Annotated in this window: 35 protein-coding genes; 21 read left to right on the top strand and 14 right to left on the bottom strand. The window is 67.6% G+C overall.

Annotated elements, in window-relative coordinates:
* Positions 1-21 precede the first annotated feature (21 nt).
* Positions 22-1,335 carry a hypothetical protein gene (locus tag OLX23_RS14665; RefSeq protein ID WP_264445763.1) on the top strand — a complete coding sequence of 438 codons (1,314 nt, stop codon included), beginning with the start codon at positions 22-24 and terminating at the stop codon, positions 1,333-1,335.
* Here OLX23_RS14665 and OLX23_RS14670 read toward each other — a convergent pair.
* Positions 1,332-1,763 carry a cupin domain-containing protein gene (locus OLX23_RS14670; RefSeq protein ID WP_264445764.1) on the bottom strand — a complete coding sequence of 144 codons (432 nt, stop codon included), beginning with the start codon at positions 1,761-1,763 and terminating at the stop codon, positions 1,332-1,334. The two genes, OLX23_RS14665 and OLX23_RS14670, sit on opposite strands and share 4 nt — an antisense overlap.
* Before the next feature lie 159 nt (positions 1,764-1,922).
* Between OLX23_RS14670 and OLX23_RS14675 the strand changes: the two genes are divergently transcribed.
* Both OLX23_RS14675 and OLX23_RS14680 read left to right on the top strand, forming a co-directional pair.
* Complete coding sequence (locus OLX23_RS14675; protein ID WP_264445765.1) at positions 1,923-2,798, top strand: SDR family NAD(P)-dependent oxidoreductase; 876 nt, start codon at positions 1,923-1,925, stop codon at positions 2,796-2,798.
* Entirely contained in the window at positions 2,795-3,619 is an 825-nt protein-coding gene (locus OLX23_RS14680; RefSeq protein ID WP_264445766.1) for a sugar phosphate isomerase/epimerase family protein, read from the top strand. The genes OLX23_RS14675 and OLX23_RS14680 overlap by 4 nt, the downstream gene beginning before the upstream one ends.
* On the opposite strand, the gene OLX23_RS14685 is transcribed toward OLX23_RS14680, so the two are convergent.
* From OLX23_RS14685 to OLX23_RS14700, 4 genes are all read right to left on the bottom strand, one after another.
* Positions 3,616-3,897: a DUF427 domain-containing protein gene (locus tag OLX23_RS14685; protein WP_264445767.1), complete on the bottom strand. Its 282-nt coding sequence runs from the start codon at positions 3,895-3,897 to the stop codon at positions 3,616-3,618. The genes OLX23_RS14680 and OLX23_RS14685 overlap by 4 nt on opposite strands.
* 19 nt (positions 3,898-3,916) lie before the next feature.
* Positions 3,917-5,500 (bottom strand): GMC family oxidoreductase, encoded by a 1,584-nt coding sequence (locus OLX23_RS14690; protein WP_264445768.1) that lies wholly within the window; start codon positions 5,498-5,500, stop codon positions 3,917-3,919.
* 74 nt (positions 5,501-5,574) lie between these two features.
* A complete protein-coding gene (gene alkB / locus OLX23_RS14695; protein WP_264445769.1) occupies positions 5,575-6,231 on the bottom strand; it encodes a DNA oxidative demethylase AlkB in 657 nt (218 codons plus the stop codon).
* Positions 6,221-6,922, bottom strand: coding sequence for a 2OG-Fe(II) oxygenase (locus OLX23_RS14700; protein WP_264446254.1), 702 nt, complete (start codon positions 6,920-6,922; stop codon positions 6,221-6,223). Before OLX23_RS14700 ends, alkB begins: the two co-directional genes overlap by 11 nt.
* Positions 6,923-7,199: 277 nt before the next feature.
* Between OLX23_RS14700 and OLX23_RS14705 the strand changes: the two genes are divergently transcribed.
* From OLX23_RS14705 to OLX23_RS14715, 3 genes are all read left to right on the top strand, one after another.
* Positions 7,200-7,973: a hypothetical protein gene (locus OLX23_RS14705; RefSeq protein ID WP_264445770.1), complete on the top strand. Its 774-nt coding sequence runs from the start codon at positions 7,200-7,202 to the stop codon at positions 7,971-7,973.
* Positions 7,974-8,036: 63 nt separating this feature from the next.
* Complete coding sequence (locus OLX23_RS14710) at positions 8,037-8,291, top strand: DUF5654 family protein (RefSeq protein WP_264445771.1); 255 nt, start codon at positions 8,037-8,039, stop codon at positions 8,289-8,291.
* Entirely contained in the window at positions 8,291-9,547 is a 1,257-nt protein-coding gene (locus tag OLX23_RS14715; RefSeq protein ID WP_264445772.1) for a dipeptidase, read from the top strand. The genes OLX23_RS14710 and OLX23_RS14715 overlap by 1 nt, the downstream gene beginning before the upstream one ends.
* Here OLX23_RS14715 and OLX23_RS14720 read toward each other — a convergent pair.
* From OLX23_RS14720 to dapD, 3 genes are all read right to left on the bottom strand, one after another.
* A complete protein-coding gene (locus OLX23_RS14720) occupies positions 9,544-10,011 on the bottom strand; it encodes a DUF1810 domain-containing protein (RefSeq protein WP_264445773.1) in 468 nt (155 codons plus the stop codon). The genes OLX23_RS14715 and OLX23_RS14720 overlap by 4 nt on opposite strands.
* A 68-nt stretch (positions 10,012-10,079) precedes the next feature.
* Positions 10,080-10,286, bottom strand: coding sequence for a hypothetical protein (locus OLX23_RS14725; protein WP_264445774.1), 207 nt, complete (start codon positions 10,284-10,286; stop codon positions 10,080-10,082).
* Positions 10,287-10,394: 108 nt separating this feature from the next.
* Complete coding sequence (dapD, locus tag OLX23_RS14730; RefSeq protein WP_264445775.1) at positions 10,395-11,231, bottom strand: 2,3,4,5-tetrahydropyridine-2,6-dicarboxylate N-succinyltransferase; 837 nt, start codon at positions 11,229-11,231, stop codon at positions 10,395-10,397.
* A 176-nt stretch (positions 11,232-11,407) separates the two neighbouring features.
* Between dapD and OLX23_RS14735 the strand changes: the two genes are divergently transcribed.
* Positions 11,408-13,066 (top strand): hypothetical protein, encoded by a 1,659-nt coding sequence (locus tag OLX23_RS14735; protein WP_264445776.1) that lies wholly within the window; start codon positions 11,408-11,410, stop codon positions 13,064-13,066.
* Positions 13,067-13,070: 4 nt separating this feature from the next.
* Here the strand turns inward: OLX23_RS14735 and gmk are convergent, their stop codons facing one another.
* The 3 genes from gmk to OLX23_RS14750 are packed head-to-tail and all read right to left on the bottom strand — an operon-like array spanning position 13,071 to position 14,737.
* The gene (gmk, locus tag OLX23_RS14740; RefSeq protein ID WP_264445777.1) at positions 13,071-13,730 is read right to left on the bottom strand and encodes a guanylate kinase; all 660 of its coding nucleotides are present in this window, start codon (positions 13,728-13,730) and stop codon (positions 13,071-13,073) included.
* A gap of 42 nt (positions 13,731-13,772) precedes the next feature.
* A complete protein-coding gene (locus OLX23_RS14745) occupies positions 13,773-14,204 on the bottom strand; it encodes a hypothetical protein (protein ID WP_264445778.1) in 432 nt (143 codons plus the stop codon).
* A gap of 29 nt (positions 14,205-14,233) precedes the next feature.
* On the bottom strand, positions 14,234-14,737 hold the full coding sequence (locus OLX23_RS14750; RefSeq protein WP_264446255.1) for an SspB family protein: 504 nt from the start codon (positions 14,735-14,737) through the stop codon (positions 14,234-14,236).
* Between the two features lie 106 nt (positions 14,738-14,843).
* Here OLX23_RS14750 and hisB point away from each other — a divergent pair, with 106 nt between their 5' ends.
* The 13 genes from hisB to pal all read left to right on the top strand — a co-directional run bounded on the left by hisB (position 14,844) and on the right by pal (position 23,388).
* Entirely contained in the window at positions 14,844-15,461 is a 618-nt protein-coding gene (gene hisB, locus OLX23_RS14755; RefSeq protein WP_264445779.1) for an imidazoleglycerol-phosphate dehydratase HisB, read from the top strand.
* Positions 15,454-16,077: an imidazole glycerol phosphate synthase subunit HisH gene (gene hisH, locus OLX23_RS14760; protein ID WP_264445780.1), complete on the top strand. Its 624-nt coding sequence runs from the start codon at positions 15,454-15,456 to the stop codon at positions 16,075-16,077. Before hisB ends, hisH begins: the two co-directional genes overlap by 8 nt.
* A 4-nt stretch (positions 16,078-16,081) precedes the next feature.
* Positions 16,082-16,810 carry a 1-(5-phosphoribosyl)-5-[(5-phosphoribosylamino)methylideneamino]imidazole-4-carboxamide isomerase gene (gene hisA, locus OLX23_RS14765; RefSeq protein WP_264445781.1) on the top strand — a complete coding sequence of 243 codons (729 nt, stop codon included), beginning with the start codon at positions 16,082-16,084 and terminating at the stop codon, positions 16,808-16,810.
* On the top strand, positions 16,807-17,565 hold the full coding sequence (gene hisF, locus OLX23_RS14770) for an imidazole glycerol phosphate synthase subunit HisF (protein WP_264445782.1): 759 nt from the start codon (positions 16,807-16,809) through the stop codon (positions 17,563-17,565). Before hisA ends, hisF begins: the two co-directional genes overlap by 4 nt.
* Positions 17,566-17,695: 130 nt before the next feature.
* Positions 17,696-17,851, top strand: a complete 156-nt coding sequence (locus OLX23_RS14775) for a PEP-CTERM sorting domain-containing protein (protein WP_264445783.1) — start codon at positions 17,696-17,698, stop codon at positions 17,849-17,851.
* A gap of 42 nt (positions 17,852-17,893) precedes the next feature.
* Complete coding sequence (locus OLX23_RS14780) at positions 17,894-18,217, top strand: phosphoribosyl-ATP diphosphatase (protein WP_264445784.1); 324 nt, start codon at positions 17,894-17,896, stop codon at positions 18,215-18,217.
* A gap of 9 nt (positions 18,218-18,226) precedes the next feature.
* A complete protein-coding gene (locus OLX23_RS14785; protein ID WP_264445785.1) occupies positions 18,227-18,604 on the top strand; it encodes a histidine triad nucleotide-binding protein in 378 nt (125 codons plus the stop codon).
* A 106-nt stretch (positions 18,605-18,710) separates the two neighbouring features.
* Entirely contained in the window at positions 18,711-19,184 is a 474-nt protein-coding gene (locus OLX23_RS14790) for a YbgC/FadM family acyl-CoA thioesterase (RefSeq protein WP_264445786.1), read from the top strand.
* Positions 19,181-19,906, top strand: a complete 726-nt coding sequence (gene tolQ / locus OLX23_RS14795) for a protein TolQ (RefSeq protein ID WP_264445787.1) — start codon at positions 19,181-19,183, stop codon at positions 19,904-19,906. Before OLX23_RS14790 ends, tolQ begins: the two co-directional genes overlap by 4 nt.
* Before the next feature lie 3 nt (positions 19,907-19,909).
* Positions 19,910-20,395 carry an ExbD/TolR family protein gene (locus OLX23_RS14800; protein ID WP_264445788.1) on the top strand — a complete coding sequence of 162 codons (486 nt, stop codon included), beginning with the start codon at positions 19,910-19,912 and terminating at the stop codon, positions 20,393-20,395.
* Positions 20,396-20,405: 10 nt separating this feature from the next.
* Complete coding sequence (locus OLX23_RS14805; RefSeq protein ID WP_264445789.1) at positions 20,406-21,368, top strand: TonB C-terminal domain-containing protein; 963 nt, start codon at positions 20,406-20,408, stop codon at positions 21,366-21,368.
* Positions 21,365-22,774, top strand: a complete 1,410-nt coding sequence (tolB, locus tag OLX23_RS14810; protein ID WP_264445790.1) for a Tol-Pal system beta propeller repeat protein TolB — start codon at positions 21,365-21,367, stop codon at positions 22,772-22,774. The genes OLX23_RS14805 and tolB overlap by 4 nt, the downstream gene beginning before the upstream one ends.
* A 98-nt stretch (positions 22,775-22,872) precedes the next feature.
* Positions 22,873-23,388, top strand: a complete 516-nt coding sequence (gene pal, locus OLX23_RS14815; protein ID WP_264445791.1) for a peptidoglycan-associated lipoprotein Pal — start codon at positions 22,873-22,875, stop codon at positions 23,386-23,388.
* A 61-nt stretch (positions 23,389-23,449) separates the two neighbouring features.
* On the opposite strand, the gene OLX23_RS14820 is transcribed toward pal, so the two are convergent.
* The gene (locus tag OLX23_RS14820) at positions 23,450-23,635 is read right to left on the bottom strand and encodes a hypothetical protein (RefSeq protein ID WP_264445792.1); all 186 of its coding nucleotides are present in this window, start codon (positions 23,633-23,635) and stop codon (positions 23,450-23,452) included.
* A gap of 144 nt (positions 23,636-23,779) precedes the next feature.
* Here OLX23_RS14820 and OLX23_RS14825 point away from each other — a divergent pair, with 144 nt between their 5' ends.
* Complete coding sequence (locus tag OLX23_RS14825) at positions 23,780-24,322, top strand: J domain-containing protein (RefSeq protein WP_264446256.1); 543 nt, start codon at positions 23,780-23,782, stop codon at positions 24,320-24,322.
* A 1-nt stretch (position 24,323) separates the two neighbouring features.
* Here OLX23_RS14825 and OLX23_RS14830 read toward each other — a convergent pair whose 3' ends face one another.
* Together OLX23_RS14830 and infC are read right to left on the bottom strand one after the other, a co-directional pair.
* Positions 24,324-25,580 (bottom strand): MFS transporter, encoded by a 1,257-nt coding sequence (locus tag OLX23_RS14830; RefSeq protein WP_264445793.1) that lies wholly within the window; start codon positions 25,578-25,580, stop codon positions 24,324-24,326.
* A 180-nt stretch (positions 25,581-25,760) separates the two neighbouring features.
* Positions 25,761-26,282, bottom strand: coding sequence for a translation initiation factor IF-3 (infC, locus tag OLX23_RS14835; protein WP_264445794.1), 522 nt, complete (start codon positions 26,280-26,282; stop codon positions 25,761-25,763).
* Between the last annotated feature and the right edge of the window lie 101 nt (positions 26,283-26,383).

Here is a 26,383-nt window from a genome sequence, read left to right on the forward strand (position 1 = left end):
GCCTGCCAAGTGCCTTGGATCATGACCGAACCCGAGCTCATCGACCTGTTCACCGGCGATCACACCGGCCTGGCCGTCCCTGCCCATGCCGAAGCGCTTCACGCGGCGGGTGCGGACTTTCTGACGCGTGCCTTCCGCGCTTTCGGCGCAATCGACGGCGACAATGCCGTCGCGCGCGTCGTCGAGCTCGTGCCCTGCGCGGGCGGCAGTACCGGTGACAAGCTGTTCCTGACGGTCGAATACGCGCGGCCCGAACCGGGCCTCGACACCCGCCTGTTCGTCAAGTTCTCGCGCGATTTCGTCGACGAGCGGCGCGATCGGCAGCGCTGGGAGATGCAGTCCGAAGTTCCGTTCGAGATGCTGACCCGCCGTCCCGGCTTCCCGATCCGCGTTCCGCGCGCCTATTTCGCCGACTTCGACGGAAAGACCGGCACCGGCCTGATCGTCACCGAGCGGATCGCATACGGCGAGAATACCGGGGAGGGCGCGATCGAGCCGCATCGGCGCAAGTGCCTCGATCACCTGACGATGGACGATCCGCTGCCCTACTACCGCGAAGTCGTCACCGCGCTGGCGCGGCTCTGCGCGGCGCACAAGGCGGGACGGCTGGCCCCCGACATCGATGCGGTCTTTCCGTTCGATCCGGTTACCGGCTCGGCCGATCCGATCCGCTACGACGCGGCTGGCCTCCAGGCCGAGCTCGATCACTGCTTCGCCTTCGCCGAACGCGCGCCGCAGCTGCTGCCGCCCGAGGTGCGCAGCGCCGAATTCCACGCCCAGATGGCGCGCGACGCGCATCGCATCCGCGAGCACGAGGCCGCGCTCCAGCGCTACCTCACGGGCAACCGCGATCTCGTTGCGCTGTGTCACTGGAACGCGCACATCGACAATTGCTTCTTCTGGCGCGACCAAGCCGGCGATCTCCACACGGGCCTGATCGACTGGGGGCGCGTCGGTCAGATCACTTTCGGCTCGATCCTCTGGGGCGGGCTCAGCGCTGCGCATCACGACATCTGGGATCACCACATCGACGAACTGCTCGCGCTGTTCGCCAGCGAGTATCACGCCCACGGCGGGCCGCTGGTGACCAAGGAGGAAGTCGAATTCCACCTGACCCTGCACATGGCGACGATGGGCGTGTCGCGCGTGCTGGCCTTCCCCGAGGTGATCCTGTTCCGCCTGCCCGAATGCGTCGAGGCCGAAGGCCCGCAGGATGCGATGTTCCTGCCGGTCGATCCCGCGCGCAATTCGCTGCACATCTACACGGTGTTCCTCAAGTTCTGGCGCCGCCAGGACTTCGGCGCCGCGCTCGATCGGCTGCTCGCGCGCGGCTAGCCCGCTGGTACCCAGCCCTCGGGCGCGAGCTCGAAGCCGGCGAAGTCGAAGCCCGGTGAGACCACGCAGCTCACCAGCACCCAGCCGTCGACGGGTGCGGCGGCCTGCCACTGGCCGGGCGGGACCAGTGCCTGCGGTTCCTCGCCCGCGAGCACGTCGCCGCCCAAGGTGATCTGCCGCACCGGACCGTTCGCGTCGGGCGCGATCGAGAGCGTCAGCGGCCCGCCGGCATGCCACAGCCAGATCTCGGCGGCATCGACGCGGTGCCAGTGCGAGCGCTCGCCGGCGTCGAGCAGGAAATGGATCGCCGTGGCGCTCGCGCGGGTGCCGGGCGCGGCCTCGGCACGCCAGGTCTCGCGGTACCAGCCGCCCTCGGGATGGGGTTCGAGCCCCAGTTTCGCGATGATCGCCGCCGCGCTGCCGTCCATGCGGCGATAGTGGCAGCATCGTGCGAAAAGGCCATGGCCCAACGACGAACGATTGGGGCGGCTAACGATCTGGCCCGACCGCGACGGTTCGTCCAAATCGGTCAATTGCCAGCCCGCCGCCCGGTTCTAGACTGCCCGCAAAATCGGGAGAGTAGAAGCATGACATCGACGCAACAGGCGCCCTTCGCAGGGGCGAATGCGCTGATCTTCGGCGGCGCCAAGGGCATCGGCCGCTGCGTCGCGCTCGAATGGGCACGGCGCGGTGCCAGGCTGGCCGTGGCCGACATCGACGAGGATGCCGCCAAGGCGACCGCGGCCGAAATCGAGGCTGCCGGCGGCAAGGCCGTGGGCATCGGTGCGAACATCATGTCCGAGGAATCGATCGCTGCCGCCATTGGTGCTGCCGAGGCGGCGCTCGGCGAGATCGACATCCTGATGAACAACGTCGGCGGCATCCTCAACGGCCATCCCGAGGACGTGCCGATGCGCGAATGGCAGCGGATCATGGAGCTCAACTACCTGGGTTCGGCACGCGCGACGACGCAGATGCTGCCTAAGTTCCTCGCGTGCGGGAAGGGCTACATCGTGAATACTGCCTCGTTCGCCGGACTCTATCCCTATGCCGCGAGCCGCGTGCCCTATGCCGCGTCGAAGGCGGCGGTGATCGCGATGACCGAATCGCTGGCGATCTATTGCGAGCCGCTGGGCGTGCGCGTTTCGTGCCTGATCCCCGGCCCCGTCGCGACCGGCGTGATGGACACGATGACCTCGTGGACCGAGAACTGCCCGATGCGCGGCCCCGGCAAGGAGACGACGCTGATGCTGCCCGAAGCCGTGGCCATGGTGCTCGCCGACGGCATGCGCGACGGCCGCATCCTGATCCCTTCGGACGACGTCGCCTTCGACGTGGTCAAGCGCTGGGCGCAGTCGCCGGACCAGTTCATCCGCGACAAGATCGCCGAGTTCGAGAGCGGCGACCGCGGCAATCCGATCGTGCCCGAGGCGATCCTCGCAGCGATGGGAGCGAAGAAGTGACCGTGAATCGTTTGGGCATGGAAATGCTGACGGTGCTGAGCATGCCGCCGGCCGACTACGTTCGCCTTGCGGGCAAGCTCGGCTGCGCCACGGTCTCGATGGGGCTCTCGGGCCTGCCGCTCGATCGCTATGGCATCACCGAGGCGCTCTATCCGGCCTGGTCGCTGCGCGACGATCCGGCGCTGCGGCGCGAGACGCTGGCGGCACTGCGCGACACTGGCGTGAAGGTCGGCCTCGCCGAAGGCTTCAGCGCCTCCGCGGCCGAGGACGTCAGCCGCTTCGTGCAGGACCTCGACCTCTTCGCCGAGCTCAGGGCCGAACGGCTCAACGCGATCTGCCTCGAGGACGACATGGCGATGGCTGTCGACCAGCTCGGCAAGCTCGCCGACCTGGCGCGCGAGCGCGACATGGTCTTTACGATCGAGTTCTTCCCCTGCGAGGGGATCAACTCGTTCGAGCGGACCTTGCAGGTGATCGACGGCATCGGCCGTGACCGCGCCAAGGTGCTGCTCGACACGATGCACTTCTTCCGTACGGGCGGAACCCTGGAGAAGCTGCACGCGGCGGGAACCGACGCGGTCGGCTACGTCCAGCTCGCCGATGCGCCGAACACGCCGCCCGACGAGCACTATTTCCGCGACGCCATGTTCGCGCGACTGGTGCCGGGCGAGGGGGAGCTGGCGCTGCGCGAGCTGATCGCCGCGTTGCCGGCAGACCTGCCGATCAGCGTCGAAGTGCCGCGGCTCGCCGACCTGCGCGCCGAGGGCCCGCGCGCCTATGCCGAGCGCGTGATCGCCGCGGCGCGGGGGCTGGGGGCCTAGGAGACCTCGACGCCCTTCCAGAAGGCCACGCGGCCACGAATGGCGTCGGCCTTGGGCTTGGTCTCGGGATAGTACCAGGCCGCGTCCTTGTTGGTCTGGCCGTCGACCTCGAGCGAGTAGTAGCTGGCAATGCCCTTCCACGGGCAGGTCGTGTGCGTATCGCTCGGGCGCAGCACCGATTGGTCGACGGCTTCGGGCGGGAAATAGTGGTTGCCCTCGACGACGACCGTGTCGTCGCTCCGCGCGATCACTGCGCCGTTCCAGCGAGCCTCGACCATCGGCGAATCCTCCTCGCGTCTATCGCGCGGCCTGCAGTACCATCTCCGCGCCTTTCTCGGCGATCATCATCGTCGGCGCATTGGTATTGCCTGAAGTGATCCGCGGCATGATCGAGGCGTCGATCACGCGCAGGCGCTCGACACCCTGCACGCGCAGCTCGGCGTCGACCACCGAACCCATCGCCGCGGTGCCGACCGGGTGGAAGATCGTCGTGCCGATCGCGCCGGCGGCGCGTTGGAGATCTTCCTCGCTGTCGTGCCCCGGCCCCGGGCGGATCTCGTCGGGCCTGTAGCGCGCCATCGCGGGCTGGTGGGCGATCTCGCGGGTGATGCGGATCGCCTGGGCGGCGACGCGCCGGTCTTCCTCGGTATCGAGGTAGTTGGGGCGGATGCTCGGCGCCGCAGCGGGATCGGCGCTGGTGATCGCCGTGCGGCCGCGGCTCTCAGGGCGCAGGTTGCAGACCGAGGCGGTGAAGGCGGGGAAGGGGTCGAGCCCGCCGCCGAAAGCTTCCAGGCTCAGCGGCTGGACGTGGTATTCGAGATTGGCCGTGGCATAGCGATCGTGGCTTTTGACGAACATGCCGAGCTGGCTGGGCGCCATGGCCATCGGTCCCGAACGTCGCAGGACGTATTCGAGCCCGATCAGGCCTTTGCCGAACAGGTTCGCCGCGCGCTGGTTCAAGGTCGAAACGCCCGAGACGCGATAGGCGCAACGTAACTGCAGGTGATCCTGCAGATTGCCGCCAACCGCGGGCAGATCGCGCAGAGGTTCGATCCCGAGATCGCGAAGCCGCTGTGCGTCGCCCAGGCCCGAGCGTTCGAGCACGGCCGGAGAGCCGATCGCACCCGCAGCGAGTATCACTTCGCCCTCGGCCCGCGCGACATGGCTCTGCGCGCCCAGGCGATAGGCCAGGCCGACCGCGCGCCCGTCCTCGAACAGCACCTTGTCGACCAGCGCACCGGTCACGACCTTGAGATTGGCGCGGCTGCGCACGGGCTTGAGGAAGGCGTCCGATGCGCTCCAGCGCCAGCCCTTGCGCTGGGTCACCTGGAAGAACGAGGACCCCTCGTTGTCGCCGCGGTTGAAGTCCTCGATCGCAGGCAGGCCCCATTGCTCGGCCGCGCGCTGGAAGGCTTCGAGGATGTCCCAGCGCAGCCGCTGCTTCTCGACCCGGATTTCGCCGCCGCCGCCGTGGAACTCGGACGGACCGTCGTAGTGGTCCTCGGCGCGCTTGAAATAGGGCAGGACCTCGTCCCAGCCCCAGCCGGGATTGCCCGCTTGGCGCCAGCCGTCGTAGTCCGCGCTCTGCCCGCGCATGTAGATCATGCCGTTGATCGACGAGGAACCGCCGAGCACGCGCCCGCGCGGATACTTGAGGCAGCGCCCACCCAGGCCCTGCTCGGCCTCGGTCTGGTAGAGCCAGTCGGTGCGCGGATTGCCGATGCAGTAGAGATAGCCGACCGGCACCTTGATCCAGATGTAGTCGTCCTTGCCGCCGGCTTCGAGCAGCAGCACGCGGTTGCGCGGATCGGCCGACAGCCGGTTGGCGAGCACGCAGCCGGCGCTGCCGCCACCGGTGATGATATAGTCGAAGGCGTCCATGTCTCGCGCCGGGCATTCCCGCATCGCGGCGGCGGGGCAAGCGTTTTGTTGGCCTTGCCGGCGAAGACTAGGACCTATGCCAGGTCGGGAAGACGCGCCCGCCGGAAGGTCAGGTTGAAGCGCAGGTCGCCGGTCTCGGCATGATGCGCGGCGCGCAGCGTGTCGATGCCGTGGAAGGTCAGCCGTGCCGGGCCGCCCCAGACCACGACGTCGCCGTGGAACAGGTCGTGCCGTCGCGGCCGGTCGCTGCGCTCTCGACCACCCCAGAGAAACCGCGCGGGCACGCCGAGCGACACCGACACGATCGGCGCGTCGTGTCGCGCTTCGTCGCGGTCCTGGTGCAGCGACAGGCGCGAGCCGGGCGCATAGCGGTTGATCAGGCAGGCGTCGGGTTCGAAGTTCCGAAAGCCGGCGGTTTCGGCGGCGCGCCGGGCCAGGTCGCGGAAGCATGGCGGCATGGCAGGCCAGCGGCGGCCTGACAGCGGATCGTCCTCGGTATAGCGATAGCCGCGCCGGTCGCTGACCCAGCCGGCGGCGCCGCAATTGGTCATAGCCACCGACATGGTGCCGCCGCTGCGCGTCTCGAGGTGGCGGAACGGTGCTGCCTGAGCGGTCCGTGCGATCTCGGCGAGCAGCGCGGACGCCTCGCCGAGTGCGAAGCCGCCGAGCAGCCAGGCGCCTGGATCGAGCGCCAGCTTAGTGCGGTCGTCGGCGAACAGGTCAGGCAGCATCGTGGAAGATGATCCCGAGTGCGTGCCGCTGGCCCGACCGCAAGGTGCTGACGCCATGGCGTAGCGCCACGCGATAGACGCCGCGGTTGCCTGCGACCGGGCGCTGGTTGACCGCGAAGACCACGGCGTCACCCTGCGCCAATGGCACGACCTCGGCGCGCGACTGCATGCGCGGACGCTGTTCGGTCAGGACGAATTCGCCGCCGGTGAAGTCGCGCGCCGGGTCCGAGAGCAGCACGGCGACCTGCAGCGGAAAGACGTGCTCGCCGTAGAGGTCCTGATGCAGGCAGTTGTAGTCGCCGGGGCCGTAGCGCAGCAGTAGCGGCGTCGGCCGGCGCTGCCCGGCTTCGTGGCAACGCGTGAGGAATTCGGCGTGTTCGGCGGGAAAGCGGGCCGGCAATCCCATGCGCTCGTGCCAGTGGTTGGCGATCGGCGCGAGCCGTGGATAGAGCGCCGCGCGCAGATCCGCGATCATCACGGGCAGCGGATAGGCGAAGTAGCGATATTCGCCGCGCCCGAAACCGTGCCGCGCCATGTGCACCTGGCTGCGGAAGTGCTCGGGCGCGTCGTAGAGCGCGGACAAGGCCGCGCAGTCGGCGGGCGACAAAAGTCCGGGCAGGAGCGCCCGGCCATGCGCATCGAGGTCGCGGGCGAGGGAGGTGGTTTCGGGGGCAAGTGTCGTGGCGTTCATCGGGCGGTGAATAGCCATCCTGGCCTCGTAGCGCTTCCCGCGCCTTGCGCTCGAACCGTGCCGGACCTTTCGGTCGCGAAGCATTTTCCTACATGCCCGGCTTCTGACAGGATCGCGGCCTGATCGAGGACGAGGGGCTTCCGAAAAGCTGTTCCGTACCGTGTCATCCGGGATGCCTCTGTCCAATGAGCTGATTTGGCTGAAATTTCTCGATGATCAGCAAGGTGACAGGGTGTCACTTGTGTCACCCTCGACCGATAGCGCAGCAGGAGGATATATGGAACATATCATAAACAAAAAGCTCGTCTTCGACGCTGTGCGTGTCATGCTCGGGCGCGGGTTCAGCCAGGACGAGATCGATAGCCTCGATCGCGCGCTCGACGTGGCGCTGGCGCTTCCATCCGCGTCGTCTTCGCGCCGGCTCGGTGCGCTGTCCGAGCGTTTCGAGAGCGGCGACCGCGGCCCGGGCGCGGTATCGAGCGGCCAGGGCGATCCCGGCGGCGTGTCCTACGGTATCTGGCAGCTGTCGAGCCGCGCCGGCACGGCCGCGGCTTTCGTTGCGGGCGAGGGCGCGCGCTGGCGGACGGATTTCCGCGGTGCGGCGCCGGGTACACCGGCCTTCTCGGCGGCCTGGCGGGCCATAGCCGTGCGCGAGCCCGCGGCTTTCACCGAGGCGCAACACGCGTTCATTGCGCGCACGCATTACGGGCCGGCCGTCGTCGCGGTGCGTCAGCGCAGTGGGCTCGATCTCGATACGCGGCACGCGGCGGTGCGTGACGCGACCTGGTCGGTCGCCGTCCAGCATGGCGGCGCGGCGAAGATACTGGCGGATGCGGTGGCGCGTGCGGATGCGGCGCTGGCGCGCGCGGAGCCCGGTTACGATCGCTCGCTGGTCGAGGCGATCTATGCCGAGCGCGGCGCCTATGTCCTGCGCGTCGCGGCGCGGGCGGGCGGGGCGCAAAGGCGCCTGCTCGAGGCGGTCACGCGCAATCGCTATCCGGCCGAACTGGCCGCGGCGCTGGCCCTGTTCGCGTCGTCCACCACTGCGTGAAGGGGCGTATTGCGCGGAGCGGCGTCGCCGATAGTCTGCCACCGATCCAACAGAAGGACAGCCATGACCGATCCCCGCGCCTTCATCCAGACGATGATCGCCCTCGCATCCGCCAGCCTCGGCCTCGTTGCCGCGCTCGCCTGGAACGAGGCGATCAAGGCGACGCTCGCCCAGCTCGGCCTCGGCGACGATCTCGCCGGGCTCTATTCCTACGCGATCCTGGCGACGGTGATCGCGGTGGTCGTGCTCTCGCTGCTCGGCAAGGCCGCGGCGAAGCTCGGCGGCGCGGCCGCCTTCGAGCGCGAGGCCGAAGGTTGATGCGCGGCACTGCCCTTTCGCTCGCCCTCGCGTTGATCGCGACCGGCGCTCAGGCGGCGCCCAGCCCCGAACAGGTGGCCGAAGCCGCGCTTCGCGCCGCGCCGGTCTGGGACGGGCACAACGACGTCCCGGAGCAGTTGCGCGATCGCTACAAGAACGTGATCGCGGGCTTCGACTTCCGCGACACCACTAACACCGCCGATCCCGCCAAGGGCGAGATCATGATGCACACCGACCTCGCACGGCTGCGCAAGGGGCATGTCGGTGCGCAGTTCTGGTCGGTCTACGTCTCGGCGCTGCTGCCCGAGCCGCAGGCGGTCCAGGCGACGCTCGAGCAGATCGACGTCACCAAGCGGCTGATCGCGCGCTATCCGAACGACATGGCTCTGTGCCTGACCGCGGCCGATGTCGAGAAGGCGATGAAGGCGGGCAAGATCGCCTCGCTGATGGGCATGGAGGGCGGATCGTCGATCGGCGGCTCGCTGGCCGTGCTGCGCCAGATGTACGCACTCGGCGCGCGCTACATGACGCTCACCCATTTCCGTAACCTCGCCTGGGCGGACAGTGCGACCGATGCGCCCAAGCATGATGGCCTGACCGATTTCGGTCGCGACGTGGTGCGTGAGATGCAGCGGATCGGCATGATCGTCGATCTCAGCCACGTCAGCGAGGCGACGATGATGGACACGCTCGACGTCGCCAAAGCGCCGGTGATGTTCAGCCATTCGGGCGCGCGCGCGGTGGCATCGCACCCGCGCAACGTGCCCGATGGCGTGCTCGATCGGCTCAAGGCCAATGGCGGCATCGTCATGGTCGTGACCCTGCCGGGCTATGTCAGCGACGAGGTGCGCGGCTGGGGCAACCGGCGCACGGCCGAGAAGGCCCGGCTCGACGAGTTCTACGTCAACGATCCGGCGGCGGCCAAGGCGGGGCTCGAGGCCTGGACCAAGGCCAACCCCGCGCCGCGGTCGACCCTCGCGCAACTGGCCGACCACATCGACCACATCGTCAAGCGCGCGGGGATCGACCATGTCGGCCTCGGTGGTGACTTCGACGGCATGGGCACGACGACGCAGGGCATGGAGGACGTCGCCGGCTATCCGGCGCTGTTCGCCGAACTGGCCAAGCGTGGCTATTCGCAGGCCGATCTCGGCAAGATCGCCAGCGGCAACATGCTCCGCGTGCTCAAGGCGACGGAGGCCTATGCCGCCGCCCACCGCGCCGATCCGCCGATCGAATCGCCGACGACGTTCTAGTCCAGCGCGGCGAGCGTGAGCCCGTCACGCTCGCCGCCGAAGAAGGCATCGAGCGCGCGGGCATAGCGCGCGCCGCCGCCGGCGGCTTCGAACAGGGTCATGGCGCTGCGGAACTTCACCGCGTCGACCGGTCCGAGGATCGCCTCGGCGTTCTTGCGGCCGGCCCAGCCGAGCATCGTGTCGGTGCAGTCGGCCAGCCGCGAGCCGAGCAGCGGGTGCGCGAGATAGGCTTCGGCTTCGGCGCGATCGGCCAGGGCAAAGCGCTGCGCCATCTCGCTGCGACCGAGCCCGGCGATCTGCGGGAAGACGAACCACATCCAGTGGCTCTGCTTGTCGCCGGCGCGCAGCTCGGCCAGCGCTTGCGGATATATCGCCTGCTGGGCGGTAACGAACCGCTCGAGCGATTCGGGACGACGTGTGCCGCCGCGCTTGCCGCGCAGCGACTTGAGATTGAGAAATGGCATGGGCGACCCGGCAGAAAAGGCCCCGCCTCCGTCCTTTTGGCGGACGGATGACGGGGCCCTCGATGAGACTAGTTGGACGTCGGCGGCGCCTGGTTGGTGATGCCGTCGCCGGGCCTATCCTGCGGCGCGTTCATCGCGCCGGTCATCCACACTGCCGAGAGTGCGACGATCACCAGCAGCAGGCTGATCAGCAGGACATAGCGGACGATGTTGGGCGTCGATCCGCCGCGTGCGTCTTCGGTGTTGATGTGAATTTCGTCACCGTGCCGTTCCATCTCGCTTCTCCTCGTACTTCCGTCCCGGAGAGCCGGGCTCTAGGAAACGCGCGAGCAGCGAGAGGAGTTCCGGGAGGGGGAAACCACCTCCCGGTTTATGGGCGTGGATCAGTCGCGCAGCAGTTCGTTGATGCCCGTCTTGGAACGCGTCTGTGCGTCGACGGTCTTGACGATCACGGCGCAGTAGAGCGACGGACCGGGAGTGCCGTCGGGCAGGGGCTTGCCGGGCAGCGAACCGGGGACGACCACCGAATAGGGCGGAACCTTGCCGATGTGGACCTCGCCCGTGGCGCGGTCGACGATCTTGGTCGAGGCGCCGAGGAACACGCCCATCGAGATCACCGCACCCTCGCCGACGATCACGCCTTCGGCCACTTCCGAACGCGCGCCGATGAAGGCGTTGTCCTCGATGACCACCGGGTTGGCCTGCAGCGGCTCGAGCACGCCGCCGATGCCGGCGCCGCCCGAAATGTGCACGCCCTTGCCGATCTGCGCGCAGGAACCGACGGTCGCCCAGGTGTCGACCATCGTGCCCTCACCGACATAGGCGCCGATGTTGACGAAGCTCGGCATCAGCACGACACCCTTCGAGATATGCGCGCCGCGGCGGGCGACGGCGCCCGGGACCACGCGGAAGCCAGCTTCCTTGAAGCGCTGCTCGCCCCAGCCTTCGAACTTCAGCGGCACCTTGTCGAAGGCGTCGACGCCGGCGGCGCCATAGGGGATCGGGCCGTTGTCGTTGAGGCGGAACGACAGCAACACGGCCTTCTTCAGCCACTGGTTGACCTTCCAGCTGCCCTGGCCGTCGGGCTCGGCAACGCGGGCCTTGCCCGAATCGAGCAGATCCAGCGCCTCGTCGACGACCTTGCGCACGTCGCTGCTGGCAGGCGTGACGGTGTCGCGCGCTTCCCAGGCGGCTTCGATCGCGGTTTCGAGTTCGGACATGCTCTCAGGCTCCATGACGGTGGGCGCGCGGTGCGCCGTGTTTCAGGCTGTGCCGCCTATCGCCTGCCGCGCGCCGCGGCAAGGCCGCGTGGCGATCGGGGGGAATATCACCGCATCGGCGCTGGCCCTAGCTCGGGCGCGATGGCATGGTTTCCGCGATGGCGAGGGCGCAGCATATGGACGGCGAGGTCAGGCAGACTGGAGGCAAGGGCTTCCAACGGCTGCAGCGCATTGGCGCGGGCCTGTTCGTTGTCGCGCTGTTCGCGGGGATCGTCCTGCCGATCTACACCGACGAGATCGGTTGGCGTCTGCAAGAACGCGCCGCCTACGACGGCGTCGACAAGCTGTTCAGCCAGCTCTGTGGTCCGAATACCCTGGCACAGCCGCCGTTCTGGATGATGCCGGCCCGCTACTATTCGGCGGCCTTCAATGCGTTGTTTGACAGCCCCATCTACGTTCGCATCTCTGGCATCGTCTATGCCTTGGCCTGGACGGCGATGGTGCTGGCGCTGGTCGGGCGCGCCGCGCGTGACGGAAGCGAACGCTCCGCGCTGGCGACGCTCACGATCGGGTTTCTGAGCATCGGCACGATGCCGCTGCTGCTGGTGGTGAGCCGGCCCGAGCAGCCGATCATGCTGGCCTATACTGCGGCGATCCTGCTGGTTCTGAGCGGTGCCAAGTCGAGCGTGGAGCTTTCGACCGGGGCTGCCTGGCGACGCTCGCTCGCCGTGCTGGCGTTGGCGTTGGTGGCGATGAGCTATCACGTCAAGGGCGTCGCCGCGGCGCCGTTGTTCCTGGTCTGCCTGTTGCTGGTCGCCAAGGGGCGCAAGGCGATCGTGCCGCGGCTCGTATCCGCGGGGCTGCTGGTCGGGGCGGGCGTCTGGGCCGGGCGGTACTGGATCGATCGCTTTCTCTGCCCGGGTGACACGGCCGCGCGCGAAGCCTTTCAGGCGAGCGCCGGCGCGTCGATTGCCGCGGCGAACGATTCCTCGCAGATACTGCCGTTGCTGACCAAGGCCTTCGGCAATATCAGCCTGTTCCTCTATCCGGGAACGGTGGCACCGCGGGTCTTGCCCATGGCCAACTGGCTGCCGGCGAACCAGATCAGCCTCGACGATTCCTTCACCTGGTTTCTGATCATCGTCGCGCTCTGGACCGTCGCGATGATCGTCACGGTCTGGTGCCTGTTGCGCGCGGTGCGGCGTGCCTGGCGTGAGCGCCGATTCGAAGACCGTTTCCTGCTGTCGGGCGCCTTGCTCGCGATGTTCCTCGGCTGGAGCGCGATCGGCTTCACCGGTGCCTACGAGGCGACCTTCACCGTGCCGATGCTCGCGCTTGGCGTAGCTCTGGCGTTGTCGATGCACGATGGCGGACCGAAATTCGCCAAGGGCCTGAGCTGGGCGGCCGCCGGCGTAGGCCTGGTCGGCATGATCAGCATCGCCCTCGTCACGCGGATCTACGGCGCGCCGCTGCTCGCGACTACCCGGACGCCCGGTTATGTCTCCGGGCAGCCGTTCTCGATCACGCCCTTCGGTTACGAGAGCTTGCGGCGCGATACCCTTGCCGTCGCACGCAAGTGCGGCATTGCCGATCCTGCCGCGAAGCAGGCGTTGCTCGTCGACGATCTGACATACTTCCCGATGATGCACAGCCGGCTGCCCGACCATCGTGGCGGCCTGTTGCCGCCGGTCAGAGTGACGCGCGATCCGGTCGAATACCTGCGCTCGATCGGGTCCGACGGGATCGTCTCGTGGTGTGCCGCATTGCCGCCGGCGATGCAGGCCCGGGCCAAGCGCGAGGGGCAGATGTGCTGCCTGGCGCCGGCCGATTTCTGATCGATCAGAGCTCGGGCCGCATCAGTTCGCGCACGAAGCCGATGAGACCCGTCTGGCGCGCGCGGCTCAGGCGTTCGGCGGCGAGGATCTGCACCACCTTGTCGAAGCATTCGTCGATGTCGTCGTTGACCACGACGTAGTCGTAGCCGTCCCAGTGGCTGATCTCGGCCTGGGCACGGGCCATGCGGCCGGCGATGACCTCGGCGCTGTCGGTGCCGCGCGCGGTCAGGCGGCGGCGCAGCTCGTCGAGGCTGGGTGGCAGCAGGAACACGCGGACGACGTCGGTCTCGGACTTCTGGTAGAGCTGCTGCGTGCCCTGCCAGTCGATGTCGAACAGGAAGTCGCGACCTTCCTTGAGCCCGGCCTTGATCTGCGACTTGGGGGTTCCATAGGAATGGCCGAAGACGTGGGCCCATTCCATGAAGTGCCCGTCCTCGACCATCTGGTCGAACTGTTCCTGGGTCTTGAAGATGTAGTCCTTGCCGTCGACCTCGCCGGGGCGCGGCTGGCGCGTCGTCACCGAAACCGACATGCCGATGCGCTCGTCATGCGCGAGCAGCTTGCGCGAGATCGTCGTCTTGCCCGCGCCCGAGGGCGAGGACAGGATGAACATCAAGCCGCGCCGATGCAGCGTGTCGTCGTGGGTTTCGGGAATCTGGTCCATGCCCGCTGATGCCGATAGCGGGCGGGCAAATCAAGCCGCGGCTTAGGCCTTGTCGGCGTGATCCCCGGCGTCGGCCTGATCCTCGACCGCCCGTTCGCCTGCGGCTTCCGCCTTGCGCTTCCGGCCGTGGTCGTAGAGCGTCTTGGCCAGCAGGCCACCGCCGACCAACAGAGCGCCCGGGACCGAACGCGTGGCGATGCGCGCGACGGCGGTGCCGAGCAGCGTCTGCGTCATCGACTTGCCCTTGACGATGTTCTTGGCCTTGTCGGGCGGATATTTCACGCCGAGCAGCGTGCGTTCCACGACGTGACGCAACAGCCGGCCGCCGCCGCGCAGGGCGACGTCGGCAATGATGAGGTTGGTCATCGGATTGGGGCTAGGGCCCTTTTCGAGGGCGCTGCCGGCCTTCTGCGCCGTGCTGGCCACGGCCTTGCCGACTTTCTTCACGCTCGATTTCGCGCCGCTACCGGCCATCGCACCCTCGCTTTGCGGGGCAGCAGCCCCTACTTCTTGCGGCCGAAATCGACCGAGACGACGTTCGATCCGTCGTCGGAAGGGGTAACGCGCGGCGCGGACTCGCGTTCCAGCGAGTCGTTCTCGGCATCGTCGTGCGGCTCGGGCTCCATCTGCGAGCCAACCGCCTGGAATTGCAGGCCGAAATCGACCGCAGGATCGACAAAGGCGGTAATCGCACCGAAAGGGATGACCAGCTTCGCGGGCACCTGGTTGAAGCTGAGCCCGACCGAGAACAGCGTCTCCTCGACCGTCAGTTCCCAGAACTTGTTCTGGAGGACGATGGTCATCTCGTCGGGGAAGCGCTCCTTGAGATGCGCCGGGATCGACACGCCGGGGGCGCCGGTCTTGAAGGTGATGTAGAAGTGGTGATTGCCGGGTAGCACGCCGCCACCGGCCTCGACTTGGCCGAGAACGCGGCCGACCACCGCGCGCAGGGCTTCCTGCACGATCTCGTCGTAGGGGATCAGGCTGTCGGGCACGTTTTCGGTCATCGCCATCCAAGTGGCCTTCCCGGCGTCACGGGTCAAGCCCTGCATGGAGCCCCGGACCGAGGGTTTGCATTGATTCCCACGCTCTCGTCACTATAGGCCGGCGCCTATGGCAACAGCGCGCACCGCCCGGATCAGTCGCAAGACTCACGAGACCGACATCCAGGTCGAGATCAATCTCGACGGGACCGGCGCCTACGACGTATCGACCGGCATCGGCTTCCTCGATCACATGATCGAGCAGTTCTCGCGCCATTCGCTGATCGACATCACCTGCAAGATCGTCGGCGATCTGCACGTCGATCAGCACCACACTACCGAGGACAGCGCGATCGCGATCGGCCAGTGCATCAGCGAGGCGTTGGGCGACAAGGCCGGGATCGGCCGCTACGGCCAGGCCTATTCGCCGATGGACGAGGCGCTGGCACGCGTCGCGCTCGACATCTCGGGCCGGCCCTGGCTCGTGTGGAAGGCGTCGTTCACCCAGCCGCGGCTGGGCGAGATGGACACCGAGCTGTTCGAGCACTGGTTCCAGTCGATCGCGCAGGCCGTGGGCATCACCTTGCACATCGAATGCCTCTATGGCCAGAACAACCACCACATCATCGAGGGCATCTACAAGGGCTTCGCGCGCGCGATGCGCCAGGCGGTCGAGCCCGATCTGCGCAAGGGCGGGGCGATCCCTTCGACCAAGGGCATCCTCGGTAAGGGCGGCCTCGATGGCTGAGGTCCTTGCTCTCGTCGACTACGGCGCGGGCAACCTGCATTCGGTGGCGAACGCGCTCAAGGCAGCCGGTGCAGAGGGCGTCAAGGTCACCGCCGATCCCGACGTCGTGCGCGCTGCCGATCGTATCGTCCTGCCCGGTGTCGGCTCGTTCCGCGCCTGTGTCGAAGGCCTTCGCGCGATCCCGCATCTGGTCGAATCGATGACCGAGCGCGTCCAGGTCGGCGGGGCGCCGTTCCTGGGCATCTGCGTCGGCATGCAGCTCCTCGCCACGCGCGGGGTCGAGCATGGCGTGACAGAGGGGCTCAACTGGATCGAGGGCGAGGTGCGGCGCATCGAGGTCACCGATCCGGTGATCAAGATCCCGCACATGGGCTGGAACGACGTCGCCGTACCGCCGCACGCGCAAGGCCTGGTCGAGCCGGGCGAAGCCTATTTCCTGCACTCGTATCACTTCGTGCCCGACAGCGGCCGCGACATTGCCGCGATGACCGATCACGGCGGCGGCGTGGTCGCTGCGGTGGCGCGCGACAACGTTGTCGGCGTCCAGTTCCATCCCGAGAAGAGCCAGGCCTTCGGCCTCGCGCTCCTTTCGCGTTTCCTCGAATGGAAGCCTTGAGACCATGATCGTTTTTCCCGCCATCGATCTCAAGCAGGGCCAGGTCGTGCGCTTGGCCGAAGGCGACATGGCGCGCGCCACGGTCTATGGCGACAATCCCGCCGCACAGGCCGCCTTGTTCGCCGAACAGGGCTCGCAGTATCTCCACGTCGTCGACCTCGACGGCTCCTTCGCGGGCCGGGCGGAGAACAAGGGTGCGGTCGAGGCGATCCTCGAGGCCTTCGACGGTCACGTCCAGCTCGGTGGCGGCATTCGTACGCGCGACGCGGTCGAGGGCTGGTTCGACCTCGGCGTGTCGCGCATCGTCATGGGCACCGCGGCGCTCAAGGATCCCGAATTCGTCAAGGATATGGCCAAGGCCTATCCGGGCGGCATCGTCGTCGCCGTCGACGCGCGCGACGGCATGGTCGCGACCGAAGGCTGGGCCGAAGTCTCCGACGTCTCGATCGTCGACATGGCGCGCCGCTTCGAGGACGCCGGCGTCGCCAGCCTGCTTTTCACCGACATCGGCCGTGACGGCCTGCTCAAGGGCTGCAACATCGATGCGACGGTCGATCTCGCGCGCCGCACCGACCTGCCGGTGATCGCCTCGGGCGGCGTCAAGGGCCTCGACGACATCCGTCTGCTCGCGGTCCACGCCAATGACGGCATCGAGGGCGTGATCACCGGCCGCGCGCTCTACGACGGCCGGCTCGATCTGGCGGCGGCGATCGCCATGGCCAACAAGCAATGACCGTCCGTGTCCGCGTCATCCCCTGTCTCGACGTGCGCGATGGGCGCGTGGTGAAGGGCGTGAACTTCGTCGACCTGCGCGATGCCGGCGATCCGGTCGAGCAGGCGAAGACCTATGACGCGGCCGGTGCGGACGAGCTCTGCTTCCTCGACATTTCGGCGAGCCACGAAGGCCGCGGCACCTTGCTCGACGTCGTGCGGCGCACCGCGGAGGTCTGCTTCATGCCGCTGACCGTTGGCGGCGGCGTACGTTCGGCCGACGATGCGCGTGCCTTGCTGCTCGCGGGGGCGGACAAGGTGGCGGTCAATTCGGCCGCGGTCTCGCGGCCCGAAGTCGTCTCGGACATCGCCGAGAAGTTCGGCAGCCAGTGCATCGTCGCCTCGGTCGATGCGCGGCGCAAGGACGGGCGCTGGGAGATCTTCACCCACGGCGGCCGCAAGGAAACCGGGATCGACGCCATCGCCCATGCGGTGCAGCTCGCCGAACTCGGCGCGGGCGAACTGCTCGTCACCTCGATGGACGGCGACGGCACCAAGGCCGGCTACGATCTCGAACTCACCCGCGCGATCGCCGATGCGGTGTCGGTGCCGGTGATCGCCAGCGGCGGCGTCGGCACGCTCGACCATCTCGTCGAGGGTGTGACCCAGGGCCATGCCAGCGCGGTGCTGGCGGCCTCGATCTTCCACTTCGGTCAGCACACGGTCGCCGAAGCCCATGCCGCCCTGCGCGCCGCCGGTCTGCCCGCACGCGGCTGAAACTGTCGGTCGGGCTTACACCTGCCCAACCCCCTGGCTGCACGTTAACCACTAGAAGTCGCAGTTTTCTGCGAGTTTTTGCGGCTGGCCCGAAGTTTGCGTTAACGTCTGGGTGGGTATGATCCGAACCTTGGGTGCCTCGTCCGCCGTCAGTCTGCTGCTGGCCGGACCGGCCTATGCGGCGGGATCGGTCCAATTGCCCGACCCTTCGGGCATCACCCTGTTCTCGCTCGGCATCGCCGGCCTGCTGATCGGTCGGCACTTCGCGGGCAAGCGTCGCGACTGAAGCCGGCTTGACCGGGCCGCGCCGCCGCCGCATGGCTCCCACATGGCCGCAGATGACACCCTGACCCGCCTCGAAACCGTGATCGCCGCGCGTCGCGATGCCGATCCCGATTCGAGTTACGTCGCCAAGCTCAATGCCAAGGGCCTCAAGAAGATCGCGCAGAAGCTGGGCGAGGAGGCGACCGAGACGGTCATCGCCGCGCTGGTCGAGGATCGCGAGGCCCTGGTGGGCGAGGCGGCCGACCTGCTGTTCCATCTCGTCGTCCTGCTGGGCGCCAAGCAGGTGCCGCTCGCCGATGTGCTGGCCGAGCTCGAGCGCCGCGAAGGCACTTCGGGCATCGCCGAGAAAGCCGCGCGTACTTCCTGAGGAGCCTCCATGCCGATCGATCCGCGTCTGCCCTACGACGAGAACAACATCTTTGCGAAGATCCTGCGCGGGGAGATTCCCTGCAAGAAGGTCTACGAGGACGATCACGCGCTCGCCTTCCACGACATCAATCCGCAAGCGCCGGTCCATGTCCTGGTGATCCCCAAGGGGGCCTACGTGTCCTGGGATGACTTCACCTTGAAGGCCTCCGACGGCGAGATCGCCGGCTTCACCCGGGCGATCGGTACGGTCACGCGCGAGCTCGAGCTCGACCAGCCCGGCTACCGGTTGATGGTGAACATGGGCGGTCACGGCCATCAGGAGGTTCCGCATCTCCACGTCCACATCTTCGGCGGCCGCCAGTTCCGGGTGATGATCGGGGATTGATCGCCGCTTCGGCGGGCCGATCCACCGACCAATCGTGCCTGATTTGCTTCGGGGCGACCGCCATGGGTTGCCCTCGGAGTCACCCGGCGGCTAAACGGTTCGTCGCATGACGTCGCTCCCCGAACCGACCAGTGGCCGTTTCGACGGGCCTGTGCATCGCTTTGCGGTGCGCGCCTACTTCGAGGACACCGATCTTTCGGGCGTCGTCTATCACGCCAACTACCTGCGCTGGTTCGAGCGTGCGCGCTCGGACATGCTGCGCCTGCTGGGCATCGACCAGCGCGCCGCGCACGAGGCGGGCGAGGGCGCCTATGCCGTCGCCGACCTGTCGATCCGCTATCTGTCGCCCGCCCGGCTCGACGATGCCGTGGTGATCGAGACGCGCGCCGAAGAACTGCGCAAGGCCTCCTGCCGCATGCACCAGCTCGCCTGGCGCGGTGACCTGCTGCTCAGCGAAGCGCGGCTCCGCGTCGCCTTCGTCAGCCCCTCGGGCCGGCCGCGCGCGCAACCTTCGGCCTGGCTCGACGCTTTTGCCTCCATCCTTTTCGCCCCCGAACCCGCTTCCAAAGGATCCCAATGACGCTCCTTTCCCTCCTCGCCGCCGCGAGCACCACGGCCACCGACGCCGCGGCCGGCGCGCCGACGCATCTAAACCCGGTCAAGCTGTTCCTCGATGCCGACATCGTCGTGCAGGTGGTGATGATCGGCCTGATCCTCGCTTCCGTGTGGGTCTGGATGATCATCGTCGGCTTTTCGCTGCGCATGGGCAGCGTGCGCCGGCGCTCGGCCGCCTATGAGGAGGATTTCTGGAAGGCGCGCGATTTTGAGGCCTTCCAGAACGAACGCGGCCGCGGCGACGTGCCTTCGGCCAAGGTCGCCGCTGCGGGTTTCGCGGAGTGGAAGCGTTCGGCCACGGGCAAGGTGCTCGACCGCGAAGGGGCGCGGCAACGGCTGACCCTGGCGATTGATTCCGCCGTCGCGCAGGAAGCGGACAATCTCGCCAACCGGCTGAACTTCCTCGCCACGGTCGGCTCGGTCGCGCCCTTTGTCGGTCTGTTCGGTACGGTCTGGGGCATCATGAATTCGTTCTTCCAGATCGGCCAGCAGCAGAACTCGTCGCTCGCAGTCGTCGCGCCGGGCATTTCCGAAGCGCTGTTTGCCACCGCGATCGGCCTCTTCGCGGCGATCCCGGCGGTCATCGCCTACAACCGCTTCTCGCACCGCGTGAACGGCTTCGAGGCGAGCCTGCAGCGTTTCGGCGATCGCTTCCACGCGAGCCTCAGCCGCCAGCTGGAGGGCTGAGCCATGGCGATGGGCTTTGCAGGAGGCGGCGGTAGTCGGCGCCGTCGGGGACGCGGCGGACGCACCGCGATGTCGGAAATCAACGTCACGCCGCTGGTCGACGTGATGCTGGTGCTGCTGATCATCTTCATGGTCACCGCGCCGCTGCTCAAGGCGGGCGTGCCGGTCGAGCTTCCCGAGAGCCGCGCCAAGGCGCTGTCCGAGGAGAAGGAGCAGATCACCGTGACCGTCGCGCGCGACGGCCAGGTCTACATCGACGACGATCCCGTGGCGCCGGGCGAACTCGGCGACCGGCTCGAGGCCGTGCCGCCCGCACCCGACGGCAAGCCGCCGCTGGTGACCCTGCGTGCCGACAAGGCGATCGACTGGGGCCGGGCCATGGCGGTCATGGGCGAGCTCAATCGCGCTGGCTTCACCTCGATCTCGCTGGTCACCACGGCCACCGGCACCGAACCCGCGGTAATCCGCGGTTCAGACGAGCCCCAATAGCGGTTCGACGATGGCAGCGGTCGCCCTTCGCAACGAGGAACGCATTGGTCTCGCCGCCGCCGTGGTGCTGCACGTCGGCATCGTGGCGGCACTGCTGTGGCAGCCGCGCGGCGCGCCGGCGGTCATGCCGCCCGAGCGGATCGAGGTGACGCTCAGCGATCAAGTCGCGCTCACGTCGACTTCGCCCGAACCCGCGGCGGAGGCGGCGCCGGACGTCGCGCCCGACATCGGCGAGCCGGCCCCGGCCGAAGCGGAACCGGCGCCAGCACCGCCCGAACCCAAGCCGGAGCCGCCCAAACCGCAGCCCAAGCCGGTTCCGCCGCCGCCCGCGCCGCGTCCCGCCCCAGCGCCGCGGCCGGTGCCCAAACCGACGATGCGGCCGCAGCCGCCCAAGCCCGTGGCCAAGCCGACCGTCCGGCCGCAACCACGCCCCTCTGCGGCACCCGCACGGCCAACGCCGAAGCCCAGCGCGGCGCCGGCGCGCCCGGCCGCTCGGCCTGCCGCCCGTCCCGCGGCCCAGCCCAACGCGGCCCCGGCGCGTCCGTCCACGCGGCCTGCAGGTGCGAGCCGCGTCGGCGACGACTTCCTCAAGGGCGTGCCCGGCGCGCAGAACGCAGCGCGATCGAACAGCCCGCCGGCCCAGGCCGCTGGGCCGGCGGTGCAGGCCTCGCTGCTCGGCGCGATTTCGCGCGCGCTGCGGCCGCACTGGCAGGGCAAGGTGCCCGAAGGCGCCGATTCCGAGAAGCTGATCACCGTGCTGCGCTGGAACCTCAACCGCGACGGCACGCTCGCCGGCCGGCCCGAGGTCGTGCGCCAGGAAGGCATTACCGATGCCAACCGCCCGCAGGCTGCGCGTCATGCCGAACAGGCGATCCGCGCGGTCCAACTCGCGGCGCCGTTCGATCTGCCCGACGAATATTACAACACCTGGAAGCGGGTCACGATCCGCTTCGACAAGAGGCTCTCGCAATGACCATCCGCAACCTTCTTCTCGCCGCCACCGCGCTCGCGCTCGGCGGTCCGGCCTGGGCGCAATCGGCTCCGACGATCACACCGCAGCCCGTCGTACCCACGGCTCCCGCGCCGGCACCGGCCGTCGACGATGATGGCGGCCTCAGTGGCACCGTCTCGGACGAAGCCGCCTGGCAGGATCTCGGCATCGCCATCACCGCCTTCGCCACCGATCAGGACCTGCCGACGCAGACCAATGCCGGCACCACGGCTTCGCTCGGCCGCGCGCTGTCCGACGTGATCTCGGGCGATCTGCGCAACAACGGCCTGTTCAAGCCCTCGGGCCCCTCCGGCCTGCCGCAGCCCGCCTATCCGCAGGTCCAGTCGCCCGACTATCCGGTGTGGTCGGCGCGCAGCGCGGAAATGCTCGTCCAGGGCTACGTCCGCCAGAACACCGACGGCACCCTGACGATCGGCTGCTATCTCTACGACGTCCAGCTCAAGCAGCAGCTCGTGAAGGGCGGCTGGCAGGTCGGCCCCGCCGACTGGCGCCGCGCCGCGCACAAGTGCTCGGACATGGTCTATTCGCGCCTCTCGGGCGAGAGCCCGTTCTTCGATTCGAAGATCGCCTACATTGCCGAGACCGGCCCGAAGAACCGCCGCATGAAGCGGCTCGCGATCATGGATTCGGACGGCGCCAACCACCGCTACCTGACCAGCGGCCAGGCGACCGCGCTGACTCCGCGCTATTCGCCCGACTACAAGCAGATCCTCTACCTGTCGTACCTCAACGGCAATCCGCGAATCTACGTCTACGACCTGTCGACCAACCAGCAGCGGCTGATCACGGCGAACTCCTATCCGACCTTCGCGCCGCGCTGGTCGCCCGACGGCAAGTGGATCCTCTATTCGATGGCCATCGCCGGCAACACCGACATCTACAAGATCTCGTCGGCCGGCGGCGGCACCCCGGTCAAGCTGACCGACAGCCCCGGCCTCGACGTCGGCGGCTCGTTCTCGCCCGATGGCAGCAAGATCGTGTTCGAGAGCGATCGCTCGGGCAGTCAGCAGGTCTATGTGATGAACGCCGATGGTTCGGACCAGAAGCGCATCTCGTTCTTCGGCGGCCGCGCCGCGACGCCCGAGTGGAGCCCGCGCGGCGATCAGATCGCTTTCACCCACATCGCCGGCAACCTGCGCGTCGGCGTGATGAGCCCCGGTGGCGGCTCGATGCGGCACCTGACCGACAGCTGGCAGGACGAGGCGCCGACCTGGGCGCCGAACGGACGCATCATCCAGTTCTTCCGCACCGAGAAAAACTCGGGCAAGACGTCAATCTGGCAGGTGGATCTAACTGGTCGCAACGAGCGGAGGCTTCAGACCCCCGCCGACGCGTCCGATCCGGCCTGGGGTCCAATCCAGCCCTGAAGCGTTTTGGCGCCGAAGGGCACCAACCTGTCGTTCATGTGTTCCACTCTACACACATGGGCGTCTTGATGCTTTTGCATTCTGAGAAGGAGAACGCGATGATTGGGCGTACGAAAACCGGTGCCGCCGTCTGTCTGCTGGCCGGGTCCCTCGCCATGGCCGCCTGTGCCAGCAAGGCCCCCAAGCAACTTCCGCCCGAGCCGACCGGCGTCGCCACCCAGACCGACGATGGCGCGAACCGCATCATCCCCGGTAGCCAGGCGGATTTCGTCCAGCAGATGGCGGGTCAGGACACGATCTACTTCGACACCGACAAGTACAACATCGACAGCGTCGATGCGGCCGCGCTGCAGACCCAGGCACAGTGGCTGATGAAGTATCCGGCCAAGCGCGCGACGGTCGAAGGCCATGCCGACGAACGCGGCACGCGCGACTACAACCTCGCGCTGGGCGAGCGTCGCGCCAATTCGGCGAAGAACTATCTGGTCAGCCTCGGCGTCGATGCGTCGCGCGTGACGACGGTCAGCTACGGCAAGGAGCGCCCGATCGCTCTGGGTTCGGACGAGGAAAGCTGGGCCAAGAACCGCCGCGCGGTCACGGTCACGATCGACTGACGATCTTTCAGGCTTGTAGGCTTAGGAAGCCCTCCTCCTCGCGGGGGAGGGCTTTTCTGCGTCAGCGCAGGAAGGACAGCAGCGTCGAAGGCGTGGGCAGGGCCGCTGCCGATACCTGGAACGGGCTTGAAACCGCGGTCGAATCCTCGAGCATGATGGGTTCGCGAACCGCGCTCGAGCCGAGCAGAACGTAAGCCGCCATCATGAAGATGGAGAACGCTGCCGACAGGGCGAGTTGCTTGCTCATGACGATACCTCGGTTACTCAGGATGATTATAGTAAGGTAGGTTATCAGATATTGCAATGCAGCAATTAGACCCGGCCGCGTTAATCTTTCCTGAATCCGGGTCAAGCCTTGCACTGCCCCCGGCAGGACGCCTATCTCGGCCCGATGACCCGCGCACGCCGATCCAATGACTGGGGCTTTCCCCGCTGGCGAGGCTATGAAGCCGGGCGCGAGGCGGCGCAGATCCGCTTGTGCGATCGCGCGGGATGCACCGATCCCGGCGACTGCCCGGCGCCGAAATCACCCAACAGCCCCGATCGCTGGTATTTCTGCCAGAAGCATGCGGCCGAATACAATTCGGGCTGGGACTACTTCGCCGGCCTGACCGCCGAAGAGGCCGCAGCGCGCGAGAGCGAGGAAAAGCGCGACAATTCCGGCTATCGCGAATCGGCGCACAACGCCTGGGCGGGGCCTGGTGACGGCAGCCGCAGTCGCGACGAACTGCGCGCGCTCGAGGTCCTGGGGCTCGATCCCGACGCCGATTTCGATGCGGTGCGGAAGGCCTGGCGCAGCAAGGCCAAGGAAGTGCACCCCGACGTGCGCCCGAACGATGCCGAGGCGGCGAAGGCCTTCCAGGCGCTCCAGCTCGCCTACGAGGTCCTCCGCGCCGCCGAGGAGCGGCGCGAATGGAAGGGTTCCGAGGGCTAGCTCAGGCCGCCCCGCCCGGTGCCGTGGTGACCGGGACCGTTTCCTCGATGTCCTTCGCGCTTTCGCTCGGTTCGCGGCCCTTGCCGAGCAGCAGCAGCAGGCAGGCCCCGATCAGCACGCCGAAGCCGGCGATGATCAGATAGAGGTTGTAGCCGCCGGTCTTCTCCATCGTGATCCCCAGCAGCAGCGCGCCCGAGGCGGTCGAGAACGAGGTGCAGAAGGTCAGCAGGCCCATGACCGAGCTGTAGACCTCCACGCCGAAATGGCGGGCGACGAGGAAGCCGATGATGTCGCCCTCGGCGCCGAATGAGAAGCCGATGCAGAACACGGCGAAGGTCAGGACCGCGGGTGCGTCCCAGCTCGAGGCGATGATGAACAGGCCGACGCTGGGCAGGCCCAGGGTCACGAAGGACACCAGGTCGGCGCGGAAGCGATCGAGCGAGACACCCGCCACGAAGCGGCCGGCGAGCATGCCGATCGACATTGCCGCGAGCATCACGCCGGCGCCTTCGCCGCTGATGCCGTTGGCCAGCATGAGCAGTTTCAGCTGCACGAGCATGATCGTCGCGGGCAGGTTGCACAGCAGCATCGCCCCGACCAGGCACCAGAAGGCGGGCTTGCGGAAGATCACCGGATAGTCGTCGCGCGCGCGGCGCTTCTTCGGGGCCGGGGTAGCGGCAGCCGCGGCCGGCGCGGTCCGCCGCTCGGGCGGGATCAGCAGGAACACGATGACCCCGGCGATCGCCCCGAAAATGGCCAGCGCCTGATAGCTCGCCTGCCAGCCGTGCGCCTCGACGTAATGGTTGAGCACGGGGCCCATGATCACGCCCGACACGGCCGGGCCGGAAGCGGCGATCGCCAGCGCCAGCCCGCGCGCCTTCTCGACGTGCTGGACCACGAGGCGGGTATAGACCGTCGAGGTCGTGGTCACGCAGAGCAGGCTCTGGATGAAGAAGATCACGACGTAGGTCGAAAGCGCGCCGTCCATCAGGCTGTAGGCGAGATAGGCCAGCGGCAGGGTGACCATGCCGATCAGCGCGGTGAAGCGCACGCCGAGCACGTCGGCGAGTCGGCCGATTATCGGGAAGGCGAGCGAGGTGAACAGCGCGATCGAGCCGACCTTGGCGAAATCGGCGGGCGACCAGTGATTGCCCGCGATCAGCGACGGGGCGAGCGCGGTGGTGACCGGACCGGCCATCGACATGCCGGTCGCGAGGCCGAGTGTCGCCGCGAGCAGGGGGCGCCAGGCGGCGCGCAATTCGCCTAGGTAGCTGATGGTTCTCTCCCGCCTTTGAACTGTTGTTCAGCGGTTCCTACGCGCGGCTTGCGCGCAGGGTCAAGCGTTCCACCAGCGGGAAACGATAGTCTTTCATTTTTGTGTGAGCGGCGCGCTCGATGCGCGGCCAAGTCCCTCTCCCACCGGGAGAGGGAAGTGCGCTTACTTGGGCGAAAGCACCATCAGCATCTGACGGCCTTCCATGCGCGGATAGGCCTCGACCTTGGCGATTTCCGCGACATCGTCCTGAACGCGCTTGAGCAGGTTCATGCCGAGCTGCTGGTGCGAGAACTCGCGGCCGCGGAAGCGCAGCGTGACCTTCACCTTGTCGCCGTCCTCGATGAAGCGCTGCACGTTGCGCATCTTCACGTCGTAGTCGTGGTCGTCGATGTTCGGACGCATCTTGATCTCTTTGATCTCCTGCGTCTTCTGCGACTTGCGCGCGAGGTTGGCCTTCTTCTGCGCCTCGTAGCGGAACTTGCCGACATCGAGGAACTTGCAGACCGGCGGATCGGCATTGGGCGAAACTTCAACCAGGTCCAGGCCTACCTCGGCCGCCTGCTCGATAGCTTCACGCGTGTACATGACGCCCAGATTCTCGCCGGCCTCGTCGATGACGCGGACCTTGTCGCTTTGAATCATGTTGTTGTAGCGCGGCCCGCTCTTGACGGGCGGGGTCATCATGCGCCGGGGTGGGGGTGCTATAGTCAATTCTCCTGAAACGTCTGCGCGGCGTCCTTAGATCGAATCGCGCAAGCAAGGAAAGTGGGAATTATCGGCCGTTG

The organism is Novosphingobium sp. JCM 18896 (genome assembly GCF_025938095.1).
Taxonomy (GTDB): Bacteria; Pseudomonadota; Alphaproteobacteria; order Sphingomonadales; family Sphingomonadaceae; genus Novosphingobium.